The organism is Bacillus haynesii, from assembly GCF_014042035.1.
Lineage (GTDB): Bacteria > Bacillota > Bacilli > Bacillales > Bacillaceae > Bacillus > Bacillus haynesii.
On the sequence record NZ_CP059494.1, the window covers coordinates 3,473,370 to 3,494,384 of the forward strand.

Consider the following 21,015-nt stretch of genomic DNA (forward strand, 5'->3'; position numbering starts at 1 on the left):
GGGTGTCGTCAATCATGAAAAATCTCGAACAGACATGGCGTTCTATATTAGATGAATTTCATCAGCAGGCGAATTTGCGCGACGGCCAAATCGTCGTCATCGGCTGCAGCACAAGCGAGGTGGCCGGAAGGCGCATCGGCACTTCGGGAAGCGGGCAAATCGCTGAAGCGGTCTACAAAGGTCTTGAAGAGCTCCGGAACAAAACAGGAATTGCTCTCGCTTTTCAATGCTGCGAACATTTAAACAGGGCGTTGGTCGTCGAGGAAGAAACGGCGAAAGCATACCGTCTTCCCGTTGTTTTCGCTGTTCCTGTTCCGAAAGCGGGGGGTTCGATGGCTTCATATGCCTATAAACATATGAAGGCTCCTGTTCTTGTTGAACAAATAGAGGCTGATGCGGGGATCGACATCGGCGACACGTTTATAGGGATGCATTTAAAGCCTGTGGCGGTTCCTGTCCGCGTCTCTCAAAAACAGCTGGGCGAAGCGCACGTGACGCTTGCGCGGACAAGGCCGAAGCTGATTGGAGGCGTCCGCGCCGTGTATGAAGCGGAGTAGCGGAAGGAAGAGCCGGACAGGCTTTTTTCTTTATCAGAATAATTTTTAAACAAATGATATGTCGAACTATATGATTTGTCTATTCGTTTAATATTCGGTTTTTCCAATAATAAAAAACGATTTTTAAAAATAATCTCTTACATTTGCATGAAAAACCGTGTACAATGAGATGGTATAATTAACGAAATGGAAACAGATAGGAGAGGATCTCGCTGATGAAACATTTACCTGCGCAAGATGAACAAGTTTTTAGCGCCATTCAAGATGAGCGGAAACGTCAACAGTCGAAGATTGAGCTGATCGCTTCTGAAAACTTTGTAAGTGAAGCGGTTATGGAAGCTCAAGGCTCGGTTTTAACAAATAAATATGCGGAAGGATATCCTGGAAAACGCTACTATGGCGGATGTGAGCATGTAGACGTGGCAGAGGATATCGCGCGCGACCGCGCCAAGCAGATCTTCGGCGCCGAGCACGTCAACGTTCAGCCGCATTCCGGTGCACAAGCGAACATGGCGGTATACTTCACGATTTTGGAGCACGGTGACACCGTATTGGGAATGAACCTCGCTCACGGCGGACATTTAACGCACGGCAGCCCTGTCAACTTCAGCGGTGTTCAGTACAACTTCGTGGAATACGGCGTTGATAAAGAGACGCAGTATATTGATTACGAAGATGTCCGTGAAAAAGCGCTCAAACATAAGCCTAAGCTGATTGTGGCCGGAGCAAGCGCATATCCGCGCACCATCGATTTTAAAAAGTTCCGCGAAATCGCTGATGAAGTCGGAGCCTATGTGATGGTAGACATGGCGCATATCGCCGGACTTGTAGCAGCAGGTCTTCACCCGAATCCTGTTCCTTACGCTGACTTTGTGACGACGACAACTCATAAAACGCTTCGCGGACCGCGCGGCGGCATGATTCTTTGCCGTGAAGAGTTTGCGAAACAAATCGACAAGTCGATCTTCCCTGGAATTCAAGGCGGACCGTTAATGCACGTGATCGCTGCAAAGGCTGTTTCCTTTGGCGAAGCTTTAAAAGACGAATTCAAAACATATGCCCAAAATGTCATCAACAATGCGAAGCGCTTGGCTGAAACATTGAAAAAAGAGGGTATCGAGCTCGTATCCGGCGGAACGGATAACCATCTTGTGCTGGTCGACCTGCGCTCTCTCGGCATAACCGGAAAAGTGGCTGAAAATGTACTTGATGAAGTCGGCATTACCGTCAACAAAAACGCGATTCCTTATGATCCTGAAAAACCTTTCGTAACGAGCGGAATCCGCGTCGGCACAGCAGCCGTGACAAGCCGCGGCTTTGATCTGGAAGCGATCGAAGAAGTGGGAGCGATCATCGCGCTCGCTCTTAAAAACCATGAAGACGAAGCGAAGCTTGAAGAAGCAAAACAGCGTGTAGAAGCGCTGACAAACAGATTCCCGTTGTATACCGGGCTTGATTACTAAGATATTTGTGCCGCTCCGAAAAGGGGCGGTTTTTTTCATAAAATTGTCTCCTGATTTTTGTTGAAACAAGCTGTTTTTTTATGTAGAATCAATAGAAGTGTGTGAAAAAAAGGAGCTGAAAACGGATATGGGAAAGGTATATGTGTTTGATCACCCTCTTATACAGCATAAGCTTACATACATCCGGGACGTAAAGACCGGAACGAAAGAATTCAGAGAGCTTGTTGATGAGGTTGCAACGCTGATGGCATTTGAGATTACGCGAGACCTGCCGCTGGAGGAAGTGAATGTAGAAACTCCTGTGCAAATGGCAAAGTCAAACGTCATCGCCGGAAAAAAACTCGGGGTTGTTCCGATTCTGAGAGCAGGGCTTGGAATGGTAGACGGAATTTTGAAGTTGATTCCTGCTGCAAAAGTCGGACATGTCGGGCTTTACCGTGATCCTGAAACATTGAAGCCTGTTGAGTATTATGTCAAGCTTCCATCCGATGTTGAAGAACGCGAATTCATCGTCGTCGATCCGATGCTGGCAACCGGAGGTTCGGCGGTAGAGGCGCTGAACAGCTTGAAGAAACGCGGCGCAAAAAATATCCGTTTTATGTGTCTGATCGCTGCTCCGGAAGGTGTGGACGAAGTGCAGAAGCATCATCCTGATGTTGACATTTACATTGCCGCTCTGGATGAAAAACTAAATGAAAAAGGATATATCGTTCCCGGATTGGGCGACGCTGGAGACCGCATGTTCGGAACGAAATAATGTAAGAAAATCCTGAAAAAGGGTTTTCTTTTTTTGTGTTTTATACCATAATTAAACATGTGTGCGTCTTAAATGAGGCGAATTTGTGAACATTTTGTGAGAGCTGCTGTGAATATGAATAGTTTTTTAACTTTAAACAGATTGACACCTCAGGGGGGCTATTGTATGCTAAAATAGGCTATTATGATAAGGTTTTCATAGCGGTTATCATAATGACCAGTCCTCTGTTAAAATCCTTTGAAAACCCCATATTTGCAGGCGACAGACAGATCACCGGCCCGTGAATTTTCGGACTGTGTGAAGTCTTGAGCAGAACACTACGTTCTGTAAAATGGTCAGACCGCCTAGTTTACCGTAATCGTAAGATAGATTTAAAATTTTCACATCAGGAGCGTATTTGATGACCGATGCGAGTCTTTCATTCCGTAGGCAACAAAAATATGTCTTATATATTTTAGCAGTCTGCGTGTTAGGCTATGGGTTTCTGCCATATCAGGCGATTTTTTTAGGCCTGATTACAGGCACTGTTTTCAGCTATTTCAATCTCTGGCTGCTGACCAAAAGGATGCAGGCCTTCGATAAAGCAGTGGCAAAAGGCAAAATGATCCGTTCTCTCGGGACTGCTTCCAGATTGTGCAACGCCATTATCGCGGCGGCCATTGCTTATAAATACCCTGAATATATTCATTTGGCAGGCGTCATTGTGGGGTTGATGACAATTTATCCTGTCATTATGATAGATTCCTTTATCCAGCTAAAACGTTCATCAATGGAAGAGAGGTGAAAACCCTTTGCACGAATCAAGAGTTGTTAACTTTTTAGGCCTTAACTTTGATGTATCAAGTATCTTAATGATTACTGTGACTAGCATCATCGTCTTTCTGATAGCGGTGCTGACCACAAGAACACTCGCGATCCGGCCGACGAAAGCCCAGAACTTTATGGAGTGGATTGTCGACTTTGTTCGCAATATTATCGGCAGCACAATGGATCTTAAAGTCGGCAGAGACTTTCTCGCCCTTGGCATAACCCTGCTGATGTACATATTTGTTGCCAACATGCTCGGCCTTCCGTTTTCCATAACAGTAGGCCACGAATTATGGTGGAAATCCCCGACGGCCGATCCGGCGGTTACTTTAACCCTCGCCGTCATGGTAGTAGGCCTCACTCATTACTACGGAGTGAAAAGAAAAGGGTTGGGGGAGTATACCAAAGATTTCTTCAGACCAATTCCATATTTAGTGCCGCTGAAAATCATTGAAGAATTTGCGAATACATTAACATTGGGATTGCGTCTTTACGGTAATATTTTCGCCGGCGAAATTCTGCTTGGCCTTCTTGCCGGACTGGCAACCAACTTCTATTCTCAAAGCATTTTCCTGGGGCTGGTTGGAACCATTGGAGCGGTTGTGCCGATGATCTTATGGCAGGCGTTCAGCTTGTTCGTAGGTACAATCCAGGCATTCATTTTCACGATGTTAACAATGGTTTACATGTCTCACAAAGTAAGTCATGAACACTAAAAATAAGACATATCCGATAAGGATAACAATTTAAAGGAGGAACTTTTTCATGAGTTTAATAGCAGCTGCAATCGCAATTGGATTAGGTGCACTTGGTGCAGGTATTGGTAACGGACTTATCGTATCACGTACAGTAGAAGGAATCGCTCGTCAGCCTGAGGCTGGAAAAGAATTGAGAACCCTTATGTTCATCGGGGTTGCGTTGGTTGAGGCCCTTCCGATTATCGCTGTTGTAATTGCGTTCTTAGCGTTCTTCAGCTAAAAGCGAATATTAAACTGGTAAATGGCGAAGATCACTGCAAGAGGCCTTCGCCATTGCTTTATGGTTGCTTGAACTGTCATAACGGCCGGAAGAAACATCCTCCTGAAAAAAGAGGGAGAACATTTTTCGATGGCCTCGGAGAGATAATCTGCAAGAAGGGAGTTGCCGTATTCGATGTCTTTTTTACCACAGGTTATGGGTGCTGGAGTAGGGTTTAACGCCGGAACAATGCTGTTCCAGCTTGTTGCCATGCTGATTTTGTTAGCGCTCTTGAAGAAATACGCTTTAGGGCCGCTATTAAATATAATGAAAGAGCGTGAAGACTACATTACCGGAGAGATCTCCTCTGCCGAGAAAAAGAATGAAGAAGCGAAGAAACTCATTGAAGAGCAGCAGGCGCTTTTGAAAGAAGCACGCGAAGAATCCCAGTCTCTGATTGAAAACGCGAAAAAACTGGGTGAACAGCAAAAGGATGAAATCATCAAGGCTGCGCGCCAGGAAGCAGAACGCATGAAAGAATCAGCCAGAAGCGAGATCGTCAAAGAAAGAGACCAGGCTGTCAGCGCGCTGCGCGAGCAGGTTGCATCATTGTCTGTGATGATCGCTTCTAAAGTGATCGAAAAAGAGCTGGACGAACAAGCCCAGGAAAAATTGATCCAAGACTATCTTAAAGAAGTAGGAGAAAGCCGATGAGCCAATCAGCTGTCTCCAAACGCTACGCAGCCGCTCTGTTTGACATTGCCCTTGAATCCAAGCAGGTCAATGAAATAGAAGAAGAGCTGACCGTCGTTAAGAAGATATTTATTGATCATAAAGACCTCAATGCCGTTCTGAGTCATCCTAAAGTGCCCGCTGAAAAGAAAAAGCAGATTTTAAAAGACTCGTTCGGATCCGTTTCGACTGCAGTCTTACATACGCTTTATCTTCTCGTTGACCGCAGCCGCACGTCAATCGTCCCGGATCTCGCGGACGAATATGTCAAAATGGCGAACAGGTACCGCGGGACGGAAGATGCGATCGTATACTCTGTAAAACCGCTCAGCGAAGAGGAAATTTCCTCTTTTTCTCAAGTGTTTGCAAAAGAAGCAGGCGCCGCTTCACTGCGCGTTAGAAACGAAGTGAATCCGGATCTGATCGGCGGTGTGAAAATCCGCATCGGAAACCGTATTTATGACGGCAGTGTAAGAGGAAAGCTTGACCGGATAGAACGTCAATTAGCAGGCGAAAATCGAAAGAAGGGGTGAAACCTAAGTGAGCATCAAAGCTGAAGAAATTAGCACTCTTATTAAACAGCAAATTGAAAATTATCAGTCTGAAATAGAAGTTCACGACGTAGGTACGGTAATTCAGGTCGGTGACGGTATCGCACGCGTGCACGGCCTTGATAACTGTATGGCAGGTGAGCTTGTCGAATTTTCAAACGGTGTGCTGGGCTTAGCTCAGAACCTTGAAGAATCAAACGTAGGTATCGTTATTTTGGGACCTTACAAAGACATCCGTGAAGGTGACGAAGTCAAAAGAACCGGCCGGATCATGGAAGTTCCTGTCGGTGAAGAGCTGCTCGGCCGCGTTGTCAATCCGCTAGGTCAACCTGTAGACGGAATGGGCCCGGTTCTCACAAGCAAAACCCGTCCGATCGAAAGCCCGGCACCTGGTGTTATGGATCGTAAATCCGTTCATGAACCGCTTCAAACGGGAATTAAACCGATCGATGCGCTGATTCCAATCGGCCGCGGCCAGCGTGAGCTGATCATCGGTGACCGTCAGACGGGAAAAACATCGATTGCGATTGATACGATCCTGAACCAAAGAGATCAGGACATGATTTGTATCTATGTTGCGATCGGTCAGAAAGAATCGACTGTTCGCGGTGTCGTTGAAACGCTGCGCAAAAAAGGCGCGCTTGACTATACCATCGTTGTCACAGCTTCCGCTTCCCAGCCTGCACCGCTCTTGTATCTTGCGCCGTATGCGGGTGTTACGATGGGTGAAGAATTCATGTACAACGGAAAACACGTGCTGGTTGTGTATGATGACCTTTCAAAACAGGCGACGGCTTATCGTGAACTTTCCTTGCTGCTGCGCCGTCCTCCAGGCCGTGAAGCATTCCCAGGGGATGTATTCTACCTGCACTCCCGCTTGCTTGAGCGCGCTGCAAAACTGAGCGACGCAAAAGGCGGAGGATCTTTAACAGCATTGCCGTTCGTTGAAACGCAGGCTGGCGACATTTCAGCTTACATTCCGACAAACGTTATCTCAATCACTGACGGACAGATCTTCCTGCAGTCTGATTTGTTCTTCTCAGGCGTGCGTCCTGCCGTCAACCCTGGATTATCGGTATCCCGTGTCGGCGGATCTGCGCAAATCAAAGCGATGAAAAAAGTAGCCGGTACGCTTCGTCTTGACTTGGCATCTTACCGTGAGCTTGAGTCATTCGCACAGTTCGGATCTGACCTTGATAAAGCGACACAGGCTAAGCTGAACCGCGGAGCCCGTACAGTTGAAGTTCTGAAGCAGGATCTGCACCAGCCGCTCCGCGTCGAAAAGCAGGTTGCCATTCTTTATGCCCTGACTCGCGGATTCCTCGATGATGTGCCTGTAGAGGACATCAGACGCTTTGAAGAAGAGTTCTTTATGTATCTTGATCAAAACCATAAAGATCTCCTCGATTCAATTGCTCAGACAGGAAACCTTCCTGACGACGAAGACATGAAGGCTGCGATCGAAGGCTTTAAACGTACGTTTGCACCTAGCAACTAAACATTTGAAGTGAGAAAAAGATCTTCTTTTTCTCTCTTTTTCACGTAAATTCGAAGTGAATTTGAAAACAAAAAGGTGGTGAAACCTTTTGGCCTCATTACGGGATATTAAATCCAGAATTACTTCAAATAAAAAGACGAGTCAAATCACCAAAGCTCAGCAAATGGTTTCTGCCTCAAAGCTGAACCGCGCTGAGAGTAAGGCGAAATCGTTCGTTCCATACATGGAGAAAATGCAGGAAGTCGTTGCTGATATTGCGCTTGGATACACGGGAACGCACCCGATGATGTCGAGCCGTCCCGTAAAGCGGACCGGCTATCTGGTCATCACGTCTGACCGCGGGCTTGCCGGCGCTTTTAACGCAAACGTTCTCCGCAAAGCGTACCAGAAAATCCAGGAGCGCCATCAGTCAACAGACGAATATGCGGTCATCGCGATCGGGAAAATGGGGCGCGAGTTTTTCAAAAAACGCGGCATCCCGGTCATTTCCGAAATGACCGGAATCAGGGATGAAGTGTCCTTTCCGGAAATCAAGGATTTGGCGAACAGTACGATACAAATGTTTATCGATGAGACCTTTGATGAACTTTACTTGTTCTACAACCACTTTGTCAGCGCGATTTCTCAAGAGGTGACGGAGAAAAAGCTGCTGCCATTATCAGATATAGCGCCAAACAAAAAAAGAACTTCCTATGAATTTGAACCGGACGAAGAAGAAATCTTGGAAGTGCTTCTGCCACAGTACGCTGAGAGCTTGATTTTCGGCGCGATTCTGGACAGTAAAGCGAGTGAACATGCTGCGCGGATGACAGCGATGAAAAACGCAACGGACAATGCGAAAGAGCTTATCGCTGACCTCGAGCTGTCTTACAACCGTGCTCGTCAGGCGGCGATTACGCAGGAGATTACGGAAATTGTCGGCGGTGCAGCTGCCTTAGAATAGAAAAAGCTTGTCAGGAGGGATAGAGATGAAAAAAGGACGCGTTAGCCAGGTATTGGGACCGGTCGTTGACGTTCGTTTTGAAGACGGTCACTTGCCTGAAATATATAATGCGATTAAAGTTACACATAAAGCGCAGAACGAGAATGAAGTAGATATCGAACTTACCCTTGAAGTAGCGCTTCACTTGGGTGATGATTCAGTTCGTACGATTGCAATGGCTTCAACTGACGGTGTTACGCGCGGAATGGAAGCCATCGACCTGGGAGAGCCGATCTCCGTTCCGGTCGGAAACGTGACACTCGGACGCGTATTTAATGTACTCGGGGAAAACATCGATTTGGATGAGCCGCTTCCGGCTGATGCTACCAAAGATCCGATTCACAGAGAAGCTCCAAAATTTGATCAGCTATCAACAGAGGTTGAAATCTTAGAGACAGGTATTAAAGTCGTCGACTTGCTCGCTCCATATATCAAAGGTGGAAAGATCGGCCTTTTCGGAGGAGCGGGAGTTGGAAAAACCGTCCTGATTCAGGAGCTAATCAACAACATCGCTCAAGAACACGGCGGTATCTCTGTATTCGCAGGTGTCGGCGAGCGTACGCGTGAAGGAAACGACCTTTACTATGAAATGAAAGATTCCGGCGTTATCGGGAAAACGGCAATGGTCTTCGGTCAGATGAACGAGCCGCCTGGTGCGCGGATGCGCGTTGCCTTGACAGGACTTACAATGGCAGAGCATTTCCGTGATAAAGAAGGCCAGGACGTATTGTTCTTTATCGATAACATCTTCCGATTCACTCAAGCCGGTTCTGAAGTATCTGCACTTCTTGGACGCATGCCGTCAGCGGTTGGTTATCAGCCGACGCTTGCAACTGAAATGGGTCAGCTTCAGGAACGGATCACTTCTACAAATGTCGGTTCTGTTACATCGATTCAGGCGATCTACGTTCCTGCCGATGACTATACTGACCCGGCACCGGCAACAACGTTCGCTCACTTGGATGCGACAACAAACCTTGAGCGTAAGCTGTCTGAAATGGGTATTTATCCTGCGGTTGACCCTCTGGCTTCAACTTCTCGTGCACTTGCGCCAGAAATTGTCGGAGAAGAGCACTATCAAGTGGCCCGCCAAGTACAGCAAATCCTGCAGCGCTATAAAGAGCTTCAGGATATCATTGCGATTCTGGGTATGGATGAGCTTTCTGACGATGATAAGCTTGTCGTCAGCCGTGCGCGCCGCGTACAGTTCTTCCTATCGCAAAACTTCCACGTAGCTGAACAGTTTACAGGACAAAAAGGTTCTTACGTTCCTGTCAAAGAAACGGTAAAAGGCTTTAAAGAAATCCTTGAAGGTAAGTATGATCACCTTCCAGAGGACGCTTTCCGTCTTGTCGGCCGAATCGAAGAAGTTGTCGAAAAAGCGAAAGAAATGGGTGTAGAAGTATAATCTGGTCCTAGGAGGGTAAAAGCATGAAGACCTTAAAAGTCAATATCGTTACTCCCGACGGCCCAGTATACGATGCGGATATAGAAATGGTAAGCGTTAGAGCAGAGAGCGGTGAGCTTGGTATTTTACCCGGCCATATTCCGACGGTTGCTCCGCTAAAAATTGCTGCAGTCCGTCTGAAAAAAGACGGTCAAACTGAGCTGGTTGCCGTCAGCGGGGGGATAGTGGAAGTCCGCCCTGACCATGTCACCATTCTGGCCCAGACGGCGGAAACATCTGAACAAATTGACAAAGAACGCGCCTTGGCCGCAAAACGGCGTGCCGAGGAACGTTTGCAGAAGCAAACTCCAGATGTTGACATTATTCGGGCAGAGCTTGCTTTAAAACGTGCGATTAACCGGTTGGATGTTGCGAGATAAAGATAAGGATCCTTCCCATATTTAAGGATGGGAAGGGTTCTTTTATATTCATGATCAAACAGAATTGAAAATGTTGAAAAATGTTCACAAATTGTTCGCCTTTTTAGTTTGAATCTATCAAAATAGTAAGCTATGTTCTCTTCCACCAAAAAGAGGACGTAAGACATTCAAGTAAGCTCCTCAACATACGCCTCAGGCAACAGAGGATACTCCATCTATGGGAAAAAGTTCTATCCCTGAACGTCTTAACATGAAACATCAAAACTGTTAAAATGACTTGAAATGACCGGCATCATTCCTTTACCCTACAGCAGAAGAGACTAGGCAGGCCGGAAGCACCAGAACGGCTGAACGTAAGGAGGCGTCATCAATAATGGAAGAGATCGGACAACAGGCTGCTGTCAGTATCATCGTTCATCTTTTTTTTATTGCATTGACTTGGTGGGCTCTTCTGGCGGTCAATATTGATCCGCTTATCAGGAAAGGAAAAGTCATTCAGGCGAGGGTGTTAATGATCATCATTACAATCGCCGTTGGCTCCACCGTCAGCAATTTTTTCTTGGACTATCTTTATTATTCCAGACAGCTTCAAAATTTATTTTCATGATTGAGTAAAAGAATTTTTGGGAATGGACGAATGTGGGTAACGCCGCGTTCCGCAAAATCACCTGGGACCTTGTTTTTCCACGTATGCTTTTCCTGCGATCCGTCAACAATGGAGAGTAGGAGAGGATGATGCGGAATGAAGACAAAACAAACGGTTAATGCCCTCATTTTTATTGTGGTTTTATTTTTAATTGTTCATGTCTTTCAATCGCTTGAAGCAGCGGGCAATACGCCGCTGGAACAGCTGGCTGAAGGTTTGAGCCGCCATGATGTCGAGCTTGAAGAATGGACCCTGCATACAAAAAAGCAGCTTACCCTAAGTGAAAAAGATTTTTTTGCAAAACTGAAACATTTCAAGAAACAGCATCGACAATATCAATGGACTTTAACTCGGGAAGACGATGATACAGTTAAAGCGACAGGTGTTTTTCAGGACAAAAAAAATCACATCAATTCCAAAATACATTTGGTATCCACCCACAAAAACCAGAGACTTGTTTCGTATTTATTGTATGAGCAAAAAGGCGCGGGACCACGGGAAAACTGGAATGCTACATATAAGCAGTTTGAACGGGATGCATTCGACATAATGCGAGAAAAGACCGCAATTTTTACTTGTCTAAAGGGCCATTTAAATGGTATGATGAATGTTGTTTTGCAAAAAAAAGCAAATGAACTAGTACATGAATTTGATGCAAAGTCAGTTGAAGATTTAATCGAACCAAATTTCGTTTCTATTTCTGCTTACACTAACGAGTGGAAAGAATCCATCAAGACAGAAAAACACCTTATGAATCTGCAAGTCTCGCTTAGAAATGCGGGAATGGGCGAAAAACTTACCGTCACGGTTGGCACACCAATCGTCACGACTGAATATTAATATAGAGAAATTGGGACGCGGAGGGGAATACCTTGGAAAAAATCATCGTCCGCGGCGGTCGAAAGTTAAACGGCACAGTCAAAGTTGAAGGAGCAAAAAATGCCGTTTTACCAGTTATCGCTGCATCTTTATTAGCCAGTGAAGAAAAAAGCGTAATATGTGATGTGCCTACGCTCTCCGATGTATATACGATTAACGAAGTGTTACGTCATTTAGGCGCAAATGTACATTTTGAAAATAATACAGTAACGGTTGATGCATCTCGCACTTTGTCTACGGAAGCTCCGTTTGAATATGTTCGTAAAATGCGCGCATCTGTATTGGTGATGGGTCCGCTTCTTGCTCGCACAGGTCATTCGAGAGTGGCTTTGCCTGGAGGATGTGCAATCGGTTCAAGACCGATCGATCAGCATCTAAAAGGCTTTGAAGCAATGGGGGCAAAAATTAAGGTTGGAAACGGCTTTATTGAAGCGACTGTAGAAGGCCGTCTTCAAGGAGCGAAAATTTACCTTGATTTCCCTAGTGTCGGAGCAACTGAAAACCTGATTATGGCTGCAGCTTTAGCTGAGGGCACGACAACGCTCGAGAACGTTGCTAAAGAGCCTGAAATCGTTGATCTGGCTAACTATATCAATGCAATGGGCGGTAAAATTCGGGGTGCCGGTACAGGCACCATTAAAATTGAAGGCGTTAAGGCGCTTCATGGTGCAAAGCATACCATTATTCCTGACCGGATTGAGGCGGGAACGTTCATGGTTGCCGCGGCGATTACCGAAGGGAACGTACTGGTAAAGGGAGCGGTTCCTGAGCACTTAACATCTTTAATTGCGAAAATGGAAGAAATGGGCGTTCAAATCTTGGAAGAAGGAGACGGTCTTCGGATTATCGGTCCTTCTGAATTGAAGCCTATTGATTTAAAAACAATGCCACATCCAGGTTTCCCGACTGATATGCAGTCACAGATGATGGCTCTTTTGATGCGCGCAAATGGAACCAGCATGATCACAGAAACCGTCTTTGAGAACCGCTTTATGCATGCGGAAGAATTCCGCCGTATGAACGGAGATATTAAAATCGAAGGCCGTTCTGTCATCATTAATGGTCCCGTGCAGCTTCAAGGTGCTGAGGTGGCCGCAACGGACCTTCGCGCCGGCGCAGCTCTTATCCTTGCTGGTCTTGTCGCTGACGGTCATACACGCGTAACCGAATTAAAACATTTAGACCGGGGATATGTCAACTTCCACCAAAAACTTGCCGGTCTTGGCGCTAATATTGAACGCGTTAACGATGAAGAAGCAGTTCATATTGAAAATAAAGAAGTTGTATCCGATTTAAATGCATAAATCAACGTGAAATCAGTATGTCATACGGCATACTGATTTTTACGTTTCAAGTATTCTATATCAGTATGCCTCCCATATCTATCATTATGCACAAGAATGGCTTTTAAAATACGCAGCCGCAGTTGAAAAGTACAGTCATATTAGCTTGTCCCCGCCCATAAAATGAAAGAGACAAAACAGAAATGGGGGCACTGATTTGAAACAGCTATTTATTGTACTAGCAGGAATCTGCATGCTGATTTTACTCATACCAACACTGCTTGTCCTCCCTTCTCACGGGGGGCCGGGGACAATCAAAACAGAAAAACACGCTCAGCAACATGAGGAAAAAAAGAAAGTCACCTTAAAAGAGTCTCCCGTTTCAATTCCGGTCTACAGAACGGCTGACCGGAAAGTTGAAGACATTCCGCTTGAAGAGTATGTCATCGGTGTCGTTGCCTCGGAAATGCCGGCTGATTTCGATATCGAAGCTTTAAAAGCACAAGCGCTCGCGGCCCGCACATATATTGTGAGGCAAATGGTATCAGAGCAAGCCGTACAATCGCCGAAAGGCTCGCTCGTCGATGATACGCAGATGTTCCAGGTGTATAAAAACAAAGAGGAACTCCGCAGGCTGTGGAAGAAGGATTACGATTGGAAAATCAAAAAAGTGACCGACGCTGTAGCCAGTACGCAAGGCAAAATTTTAACCTATGAGCATAAGCCGATTGACGCTTCATTTTTCTCGACGAGCAACGGGTACACGGAGAATGCAGGGGCCTATTGGACAAGTGATATTCCCTACCTGCAAAGCGTGAAAAGCTCCTGGGATACAAAGTCGCCGAAATTCCTGAACCATAAAACGTTTACTGTCGCTGAATTTGAACAAAAGCTTGGAGTCAAACTGCCCAGCACAAACAGCATCGGGGAGATCACTGAAAGAACGCCGGGAAAACGCGTAGCGACTGCCGTCATCAATGGAAAGAAGCTTGAGGGAAGAGATATTCGGGAAAAGCTCGGCCTCAAATCGGCAGACTTTGATTGGAAACGCGACGGGAATCAGATTACCGTCACGACAAGGGGTTTTGGACATGGAGTAGGAATGAGCCAATACGGAGCGCATTATATGGCGAAAGATGGCAAGAAAGCAGAAGAGATCGTCAAGTATTATTACAAAGGAACAGCCGTAGCCAATGCTGATGAATTTTTAAATAAATACATGGCGAAAAAATAAAAAAGAGACGTCTGCCTGATTGGCGGCGTCTTTTTGAATGTCATCAAAATTTGGCATTCTCATGAAGTTGAAGTACGCCAAAATATTATACAAATATTTCAAGAATCTGTGCCGGAGGGCTTGCTGAACAGCGTCAAAAGGCCGTGAATTCCGTGTCAACATAAGGGTTCACAGGTTATAAAGTCTATTTTATCCGCTTGTTGTATGCTGAAATGAATAACGAGGAAAAGGAGACATGCCCTATTTATTTCTCCCTGGTGTTCTTCTACGATATTAATGTGTTAACGACTTTATTTCAGAAAGGGGAAAGGGAGAAATGAAGAAGAAACTGACATTGGGCATTTTGACCGCTATGGTTCTTAGCCTTGGTTCGCCTGCTTTCGCAGCTGAGAAAAAACAGGAGGTAACAGTTGCCGAAGATTCGCCTAACGTTGCGATTATGCTTGATGCAAGCGGCAGCATGGCTAAAAAGATCGGAGGGGTCTCAAAATACGAGCTTGCCAAAAATGAGGCGTTCAGCTTTGGTTCTAAGCTTGAAAATGCAAACGTGCTCATGAGAGTTTTCGGTTCAGAGGGAAACAATAAAAATTCCGGAAAGGTACAATCCTGCAATGCAATCAGAGGAGTGTACGGGTTCCAAACGTATGACGAGCAAAGCTTCCGCAACTCATTAAACGGCATCGGACCGACTGGATGGACACCGATCGCAAACGCGCTGCAAGATGCCAAAAACGCGCTTGACCAGCTGAACAACAACGGGAAAAACGTTGTTTACCTGCTGACAGACGGTGAGGAAACATGCGGAGGCAATCCGGTAAAAGTCGCAACAGAACTGCGCAAAGCTAATGCGGTTGTCAACGTGATCGGTTTTGATTATGAAGGAGATTTTCACGGACAATTGACAAGCATCGCAGCAGCCGGCGGCGGTGAATATTTCCAAGCAAAAACTAAAAATGACATCAAAAGAATCTTTACTCAGGAAGCCATTGAGCTTTCTAAATAAACTGGAAAAAAGCTGTGGACATGTTTCCGCAGCTTTTCTTTTGTGATGAAAAGATTGTCAAAAGTCAAGCAAAACACTTTACAAATATTAAGTTATTGTTTCAGAACGTTGAACCCTGCTGAATCCTTTGGAGGGGTAATTTGTCGTAACTGTGATGTTATTGGGACGAAAACAGTCTTTTAGCGGACTTTTTTGATAGGACTTAAGTGAAAGTGTCGATCGATTATCGTAAGTATTATGAAGAATTTGTGAATTTGAAAAGGAGATCCGGCCTATTTATTTCTATCAAGCCTTCTTTTACGATGTTGGTGGACTAGATCTGACACGGAAAATCGGTCCGAAAACAAATGCGGAAAGGAAAGTGAGAAAGGTGAAAAAAAGGTTTACTCTGTTAACAACGTTCACCATGCTTTTGTCATTGGCGCCGGCTGCTGCTTTCGCGGCTGAAAACGGAAATGCAGACAACAGCAAAAAAGATGTCAATGTTGCAGTTGTGCTTGATGCAAGCGGCAGCATGGCACAAAAGGTTGAAGGAGAAAGAAAATTTGATATTGCCAAAGAATCCGTAACCGATTTTGCTGACCTGCTTTCAAGCGATGCGAATGTTATGTTGAATGTATTCGGACATAAAGGCAACAATAAAAACTCCGGAAAAGAAGTATCATGCGGTACGACGGAAACCGTCTATGACCTGAAGCCGTTTTCTTCAAACTCATTCGAAAACGCTTTAAGCGGAATCAAGCCAACAGGCTGGTCTCCGATTGCAAAATCTCTTTATGATGTAAAAGAAGATCTAGCCGATAAAGATGGTAAGAATTATGTCTACATCGTGACAGACGGTGAAGAAACATGCGGAGGAGACCCTGTTCAGGCAGCAAAAGATCTGCGCAAATCCAACATTAAAACGATCGTCAACATCGTTGGGCTGGATGTAAAAACCGTGAAAGAAAAAGCAAAGCTTAAAAAAGTAGCTGATGCTGGCGGCGGAAAATTGATTGAGGCTGACTCAGCTTCTGATTTTAAAAAGGTATGGAAAGAAGAGGGCGTAAAACTGTCTCAGTAACTCTATACGAGAGCGGGACGGCAGCAGTGCCGTCCCGACCTTCTGTTAAGCTAATCGGTCGACATTTCGAGTTCCTTGATGCGTTTTTCTGCATAGCGCGAATCTTTTCTTGAATGGAATATCTCCGCCTTTTCAATCATGACTGCCGTGTTGTATTCCGGAATATGGGCATGGTTTTCGTATACGCCTTTAGGGATCAGGACATTTCCTTCCGGCCAGTAGACCGCCGTGTTTCCGCGTTGTACGCCGGCATATTTTGCCCGTCCTTGGAAAGTTCCGTAGCGATTGAATAGAACGATCGCCTCTCCATCTTGAATATAAAGTTCCTCGGCATCTATTGGATTGATCATGACATCCCGGCGATCTGCCGCATTGAAAGGATCTTTTTCACTATAAATCATCGAGTTGAACTGTTTTCCACGCCTTGTCGTAACGAGAAAGCGTCCTTCAGTTTGTCTGTTTTCAGGAAGATCGACGGGGATTAGGTTACCCCTGCCGTCTGCTGTCGGACAAATCCCGCCTTCACAAAGCCAGGCGCCGCCCCATTGAAAGACATCTCCGCGTTTTTTCAACTGCTGAATCCCGTCATAATTCCGGTTGGCAGCAGCGATTTCTTCACGGATTTCCGCAGCATCGTCAAAATGGATCAGTTCTTTGTCTTCGGGCCGGACCCGTTTGGCAAGATCCACGTAAATTTCCCATTCTGAACGTGCTTCTTCGATGCGAGGTCCTTTAATTTCGGGGCTGAAATAGACCATCCGTTCCGTACTGGTCGAGGTTCCTCCGCCAGGCTGTTCATACCTTGTCATCGCCGGAAGAATGATGACTTCCTCTTTGGCATCGACAAGGGTAGAAGTATTGAAGATGATGTCCTGATGGACTCTCATTTCAACTTCCTGTAATGCTTTTTTGATAAAATCGGGGTTCGGCATCGTCTCCAAAAAGTTGCCTCCGCTTGTATAAAACACTTTTACTTTTCTTTCGCTTTCGCTCGGCAGCAGCATGTTTTCGATCGTCTGGCCGATCGTATCGCCTTGCCAAGTCGGTATGTGGAAGCCCCAAACCTTCTCGATCCGTGCGGCGTTCTCTTCGTCAAAATCACCGCCTGGAAGAACGAAAGGATCGGCACCCATTTCTCCAGAGCCCTGCACACCGCTGTGCCCTCTGATCGGCATAAGGCCGCAATGCTTTCTGCCGATGAATCCTTGTAAAAGGGCGAGATTTGCCACCTGTGAAATGTTGTCGGTTGCAAAACGGTGCTGTGTGAGTCCCATGCTCCAAATGAAAACGCCGGTTTTCGCCCGAGCCAGCAAGACGGCGAATTCTCTCATTCTCTCTTTTGATATACCGGATGACTCTTCAAGCGTCTTCCAATTTTGTTTTCCGATATGCTGCTTAAGCTCAGTGAACCCGTTTGTGTGTGCTTCGATAAAGGCGCGGTCAATGCTTGAACCTGGAGCCTCCTGCTCCATTTCAAACCAATGCTTCATCACCCCGTTCATAAAGGCAATGTCGCCGCCGATATTGACTTGGTATACATCATCGGTGATTTTGGTGCCGAAAAGGGCGCTCTCAGGTATCGATGGAATCCAGTATTTCTCCATCGAAGGCTCCCGGTACGGGTTGATCATAATGATTTTCGTTCCCGCTTTTTTGGCGGCATACATGTATTTTGTTGACACCGGCTGGTTATTGGCGGCGACAGATCCCCAGAAGACGAGGACATCCGTCCCGATCCAGTCTCGGTAGCTGCAGCTTGAGGCACCGATGCCAAGGGACCTTTTTAAAGCCGTTTTGCTTGGCGAGTGGCAGATCCGCGAGGCGTTGTCAATGTTGTTTGTGCCGATAAACCGTGCCGCTTTTGCGGCCGTATAGTAGACCTCATTCGTAATACCTCTGGCTGTTAAATAAAAGGCGAGCTGTCGTTTATCAATCGATTTAATTTTGTCCGCAATTCGGCTGAGCGCTTCATCCCATGAAATTCTCGAGAACGATCGTTCTCCTTTTTTTCTCGACAGCGGATAGGGGATGCGTCCAAGCTTTCTCAGCTCGGTACTGTCCAGCTTTCTCAGCTGTTCGATGTCGGCGGACAGCCATTTGTCCTCGATCGCAGGCATTGTATTTAAGCGGAGGACGTTCAGCCGCGTCGTGCAGAGATGAGGCCCTGTGAGCGTCTGATCGCGGAGTCCGGACACACCGAGCGCACAGCCGTCGCACACGCCTTGCGTCAAAATTCTGTAGGCGTAAGAAAGGCTGTCTTTATTGTCCCACGCTGTTTTCATCGTATCTCTGATATGCTTTGGCTTTATCTTTCCGAGTCCCATCGGCGCCCAAGAGGCCCACAGTTTTGGCGCGGGTTTTTTATTCAGCTTCATCGGACCTTGATGCTTTGTTCTTCCCATTACCTTCTCTCCTTTCCAGCGGATAATGCCAGATCATCCTTTTATCGAGTTTGAGACATGAACCGCCGCTTTTTTCCGCAACTGTTTAATGTCGGTTCTAATGAATATCGAAACGAACAGGCCGATGGTGAACAGTGCCGCAAAAACCGTCAGGCTCTGGCTGTAGCTTCCTGTTGCATCGCGTACCCAAGAAGAGAACATCGGGCCTGCAAGCCCTGCCGCCGCCCAAGCCGTTAAAATGTATCCGTGGATTGCACCGAGCTGCTTTGTTCCGAACAAATCCCCGATATAAGCCGGGATTGCGGCAAACCCCCCGCCATAGCACGTATAGATCAACGCCATCAAAACAGAGAAGACGGCCTTGTCGGAAATGAACGGCAAAAGCGGAAAGGCGATCAGCTGTATGGCAAAAAAGATGGTATACGTATTCGGCCGTCCGATGTAATCAGATACGGAGGCCCAGCCGATGCGGCCTAAACCGTTAAATGCACCCAAAACGCCGACGAGCGCGGCGGCGGCGGCAGCGGACATGCCTGCACTTTCCTGGGCCAGCGGTGAAGCGATTGATATGATGGCGATTCCGCACGTAACATTAATAAAAAGCATCAGCCATAAATAATAAAAGCGTTTCGTTTTAATCGCTTCATTTGCCGTCAGCTGGGAAATATCAGTGCTTTGCGCCCTTCCGCTCTTTCCAGCTGAAAATCCTTCAGGCCTCCAGCCGTCTTCCGGTGGAGCGAGGTAAAGCGAAGACAGCATCATCACAAGAAAGTAGCAGATGCCGAGAATAAAAAAGGTGTTGGCTATACCGACTGCTGAGATCAGCTTCTGCATGATCGGGCTGCTGATCAAGGCCGCAAATCCGAAACCCATAATGGCAAGCCCTGTGGCCAAGCCGCGGCGGTCAGGAAACCATTTAACAAGCGAAGATACGGGTGTAATATAGCCGACGCCGAGTCCGATCCCCCCGAAGACTCCGTAAAACAAATAGAGAAGGGGGAGGGAGCCGATCTGAACGGCGAAACCGGAAAACGTTACGCCTGCTCCGAAGAAAAGAGCGGCGAGCATGCCTGCTTTTTTGGGGCCGTGCTTTTCGACGAAGTGTCCCAAAAATGCGGCTGAAAGCCCGAGAAATAAAATAGCGATGCTGAACGTCAGGCTGATCTGGCTGAGGCTCCAGCCGAATGTTTCAGCGAGCGGGTTTGTAAAGACGCTCCATGCGTATACAGATCCGATTGACAAATGAATGCCTACAGCACATAAAGCAATGAGCCACCTGTTTTTCACTTTTTTCATGTGAGAACCCCCTGGGAAAAGAAAGGCTGTGATAAAGATGGAAGGCTGCCGGGGAGCGATTGTTTGAAATTTGAAAGCGGTTTCAGAAGTTGTTTCGAAGAAAAGGCAGTCTGTTTAAAAAGTGTATATTTTTTGAACTTTTAAAAAATAATATCATGTTTTCAAGCAATCAACAAGATGAAGCTTCCAAATTTGACCTGACAGTTGTGAAACGGCATGATAGACGAGTATAGTAATAGATATGATTAGAAACATAAGAAACAAAGGGGCGGGGTTATTCATGGGGAAAAACATCACAACAAGCCGAAACATTTTCCGTTATGATAATGGAGAACTGGCGCAGCAAGAAGATCAGATGGCGACGGAATTCCCCCTGACTGTCATGGTGAACGGCGAGGAATTTGTCACGCTTGTTTGTTCGCCGGACAGCCTGGAAGAACTGGTGATCGGATTTCTCGCATCTGAAGGGGTGATCCGATTTAAAAATGAGATTAAAAGGTTTACAATAGACGAAAGTCTCGGGTTCGCATATGTCGACCTTGTCAGCTCAAAAAAGCTGCAGCTGAAGGATTACACAAAGCGGGTAATCGGCTCCTGCTGCGGAAAAGGGCGGCATTTTTATTTCCAACAGGACGTCAAAACCGCAAAAACGGCGATTGACGGCGTGACCATTAAGCCTGAGAACTGTTTGAAGCTGATGCGCGACATGCAGAAAAACAGCAAGCTTTTTCACCATACGGGGGGCGTTCATAATGCCGCTTTGTGCACCACCGACAAGCTGATTGCAGTCAGATCTGATATCGGAAGGCATAATGCGCTTGATAAATTGTACGGATATTGTTTGCTTCATCAGGTTCCCGTGCGCGACAAGCTGATCGTATTCAGCGGCAGAATTTCTTCGGAAGTGCTGCTTAAAGCCGCGAAAATCGGGGTTTCCGCGGTCATTTCAAAGTCGGCGCCGACCGAGCTGGCCATTCAGATGGCGGAGGAGCTGAATATCATGACGATTGGTTTTGCGAGAAACCGGTCATTCAATGTATACACGCATCACGAACGAATTCAGTTAACATAAAAGGAG

Annotated in this window: 21 protein-coding genes; 19 read left to right on the forward strand and 2 right to left on the reverse strand. The window is 46.4% G+C overall.

Features of this window, described 5'->3' with window-relative positions:
- The first annotated feature begins 14 nt into the window (after positions 1–14).
- From H2R00_RS17160 to H2R00_RS17245, 18 genes are all read left to right on the forward strand, one after another.
- Positions 15–557: a TIGR01440 family protein gene (locus H2R00_RS17160; RefSeq protein ID WP_154998359.1), complete on the forward strand. Its 543-nt coding sequence runs from the start codon at positions 15–17 to the stop codon at positions 555–557.
- 215 nt (positions 558–772) lie between these two features.
- The gene (gene glyA / locus H2R00_RS17165; protein WP_003186018.1) at positions 773–2,020 is read left to right on the forward strand and encodes a serine hydroxymethyltransferase; all 1,248 of its coding nucleotides are present in this window, start codon (positions 773–775) and stop codon (positions 2,018–2,020) included.
- Positions 2,021–2,147: 127 nt separating this feature from the next.
- Positions 2,148–2,777, forward strand: coding sequence for a uracil phosphoribosyltransferase (gene upp / locus H2R00_RS17170; RefSeq protein WP_003186017.1), 630 nt, complete (start codon positions 2,148–2,150; stop codon positions 2,775–2,777).
- Positions 2,778–3,177: 400 nt separating this feature from the next.
- Positions 3,178–3,561, forward strand: coding sequence for an ATP synthase subunit I (locus H2R00_RS17175; RefSeq protein WP_152846752.1), 384 nt, complete (start codon positions 3,178–3,180; stop codon positions 3,559–3,561).
- Positions 3,562–3,568: 7 nt separating this feature from the next.
- Positions 3,569–4,300, forward strand: a complete 732-nt coding sequence (gene atpB, locus H2R00_RS17180) for a F0F1 ATP synthase subunit A (protein ID WP_182069923.1) — start codon at positions 3,569–3,571, stop codon at positions 4,298–4,300.
- 49 nt (positions 4,301–4,349) lie between these two features.
- Positions 4,350–4,562: a F0F1 ATP synthase subunit C gene (gene atpE / locus H2R00_RS17185; RefSeq protein ID WP_003186014.1), complete on the forward strand. Its 213-nt coding sequence runs from the start codon at positions 4,350–4,352 to the stop codon at positions 4,560–4,562.
- A gap of 174 nt (positions 4,563–4,736) precedes the next feature.
- A complete protein-coding gene (gene atpF / locus H2R00_RS17190) occupies positions 4,737–5,255 on the forward strand; it encodes a F0F1 ATP synthase subunit B (protein WP_043925150.1) in 519 nt (172 codons plus the stop codon).
- Positions 5,252–5,806, forward strand: coding sequence for a F0F1 ATP synthase subunit delta (locus H2R00_RS17195; RefSeq protein ID WP_152846291.1), 555 nt, complete (start codon positions 5,252–5,254; stop codon positions 5,804–5,806). The genes atpF and H2R00_RS17195 overlap by 4 nt, the downstream gene beginning before the upstream one ends.
- Before the next feature lie 7 nt (positions 5,807–5,813).
- Positions 5,814–7,322, forward strand: coding sequence for a F0F1 ATP synthase subunit alpha (gene atpA, locus H2R00_RS17200; RefSeq protein ID WP_154998356.1), 1,509 nt, complete (start codon positions 5,814–5,816; stop codon positions 7,320–7,322).
- Between the two features lie 88 nt (positions 7,323–7,410).
- Positions 7,411–8,265 carry an ATP synthase F1 subunit gamma gene (gene atpG / locus H2R00_RS17205; RefSeq protein ID WP_043925147.1) on the forward strand — a complete coding sequence of 285 codons (855 nt, stop codon included), beginning with the start codon at positions 7,411–7,413 and terminating at the stop codon, positions 8,263–8,265.
- 25 nt (positions 8,266–8,290) lie between these two features.
- Complete coding sequence (atpD, locus tag H2R00_RS17210; protein ID WP_154998354.1) at positions 8,291–9,712, forward strand: F0F1 ATP synthase subunit beta; 1,422 nt, start codon at positions 8,291–8,293, stop codon at positions 9,710–9,712.
- A 23-nt stretch (positions 9,713–9,735) separates the two neighbouring features.
- Positions 9,736–10,131, forward strand: a complete 396-nt coding sequence (locus H2R00_RS17215; protein WP_003186004.1) for a F0F1 ATP synthase subunit epsilon — start codon at positions 9,736–9,738, stop codon at positions 10,129–10,131.
- 373 nt (positions 10,132–10,504) lie between these two features.
- Positions 10,505–10,738, forward strand: a complete 234-nt coding sequence (locus tag H2R00_RS17220; RefSeq protein WP_003186001.1) for a DUF1146 family protein — start codon at positions 10,505–10,507, stop codon at positions 10,736–10,738.
- A 135-nt stretch (positions 10,739–10,873) separates the two neighbouring features.
- Complete coding sequence (locus tag H2R00_RS17225; protein WP_154998352.1) at positions 10,874–11,617, forward strand: YwmB family TATA-box binding protein; 744 nt, start codon at positions 10,874–10,876, stop codon at positions 11,615–11,617.
- 32 nt (positions 11,618–11,649) lie between these two features.
- Entirely contained in the window at positions 11,650–12,960 is a 1,311-nt protein-coding gene (gene murA / locus H2R00_RS17230; RefSeq protein WP_154998350.1) for a UDP-N-acetylglucosamine 1-carboxyvinyltransferase, read from the forward strand.
- 196 nt (positions 12,961–13,156) lie between these two features.
- The gene (gene spoIID / locus H2R00_RS17235) at positions 13,157–14,173 is read left to right on the forward strand and encodes a stage II sporulation protein D (protein WP_182069924.1); all 1,017 of its coding nucleotides are present in this window, start codon (positions 13,157–13,159) and stop codon (positions 14,171–14,173) included.
- A 316-nt stretch (positions 14,174–14,489) separates the two neighbouring features.
- The gene (locus tag H2R00_RS17240; protein ID WP_043925142.1) at positions 14,490–15,176 is read left to right on the forward strand and encodes a VWA domain-containing protein; all 687 of its coding nucleotides are present in this window, start codon (positions 14,490–14,492) and stop codon (positions 15,174–15,176) included.
- Between the two features lie 370 nt (positions 15,177–15,546).
- A complete protein-coding gene (locus H2R00_RS17245; protein WP_182069925.1) occupies positions 15,547–16,239 on the forward strand; it encodes a VWA domain-containing protein in 693 nt (230 codons plus the stop codon).
- Between the two features lie 50 nt (positions 16,240–16,289).
- On the opposite strand, the gene H2R00_RS17250 is transcribed toward H2R00_RS17245, so the two are convergent.
- Positions 16,290–18,641 (reverse strand): FdhF/YdeP family oxidoreductase, encoded by a 2,352-nt coding sequence (locus H2R00_RS17250; protein WP_182069926.1) that lies wholly within the window; start codon positions 18,639–18,641, stop codon positions 16,290–16,292.
- A gap of 33 nt (positions 18,642–18,674) precedes the next feature.
- On the reverse strand, positions 18,675–19,937 hold the full coding sequence (locus H2R00_RS17255; RefSeq protein ID WP_182069927.1) for an L-lactate MFS transporter: 1,263 nt from the start codon (positions 19,935–19,937) through the stop codon (positions 18,675–18,677).
- A gap of 280 nt (positions 19,938–20,217) precedes the next feature.
- Between H2R00_RS17255 and fdhD the strand changes: the two genes are divergently transcribed.
- Positions 20,218–21,009, forward strand: coding sequence for a formate dehydrogenase accessory sulfurtransferase FdhD (gene fdhD, locus H2R00_RS17260; RefSeq protein WP_182069928.1), 792 nt, complete (start codon positions 20,218–20,220; stop codon positions 21,007–21,009).
- Positions 21,010–21,015: the final 6 nt, after the last annotated feature.

Bases quoted from the DNA above. Each gene is read 5' to 3' on its own strand.
- H2R00_RS17215 (WP_003186004.1), top strand. From the start codon at position 9,736: ATGAAGACCTTAAAAGTCAATATCGTTACTCCCGACGGCCCAGTATAC.
- H2R00_RS17255 (WP_182069927.1), bottom strand. From the start codon at position 19,937: ATGAAAAAAGTGAAAAACAGGTGGCTCATTGCTTTATGTGCTGTAGGC.
- H2R00_RS17220 (WP_003186001.1), top strand. From the start codon at position 10,505: ATGGAAGAGATCGGACAACAGGCTGCTGTCAGTATCATCGTTCATCTT.
- H2R00_RS17240 (WP_043925142.1), top strand. From the start codon at position 14,490: ATGAAGAAGAAACTGACATTGGGCATTTTGACCGCTATGGTTCTTAGC.
- atpD (WP_154998354.1), top strand. From the start codon at position 8,291: ATGAAAAAAGGACGCGTTAGCCAGGTATTGGGACCGGTCGTTGACGTT.
- H2R00_RS17225 (WP_154998352.1), top strand. From the start codon at position 10,874: ATGAAGACAAAACAAACGGTTAATGCCCTCATTTTTATTGTGGTTTTA.
- H2R00_RS17175 (WP_152846752.1), top strand. From the start codon at position 3,178: ATGACCGATGCGAGTCTTTCATTCCGTAGGCAACAAAAATATGTCTTA.
- upp (WP_003186017.1), top strand. From the start codon at position 2,148: ATGGGAAAGGTATATGTGTTTGATCACCCTCTTATACAGCATAAGCTT.
- H2R00_RS17160 (WP_154998359.1), top strand. From the start codon at position 15: ATGAAAAATCTCGAACAGACATGGCGTTCTATATTAGATGAATTTCAT.
- fdhD (WP_182069928.1), top strand. From the start codon at position 20,218: ATGGGGAAAAACATCACAACAAGCCGAAACATTTTCCGTTATGATAAT.
- H2R00_RS17195 (WP_152846291.1), top strand. From the start codon at position 5,252: ATGAGCCAATCAGCTGTCTCCAAACGCTACGCAGCCGCTCTGTTTGAC.
- glyA (WP_003186018.1), top strand. From the start codon at position 773: ATGAAACATTTACCTGCGCAAGATGAACAAGTTTTTAGCGCCATTCAA.
- H2R00_RS17250 (WP_182069926.1), bottom strand. From the start codon at position 18,641: ATGGGAAGAACAAAGCATCAAGGTCCGATGAAGCTGAATAAAAAACCC.
- atpE (WP_003186014.1), top strand. From the start codon at position 4,350: ATGAGTTTAATAGCAGCTGCAATCGCAATTGGATTAGGTGCACTTGGT.
- atpF (WP_043925150.1), top strand. From the start codon at position 4,737: ATGTCTTTTTTACCACAGGTTATGGGTGCTGGAGTAGGGTTTAACGCC.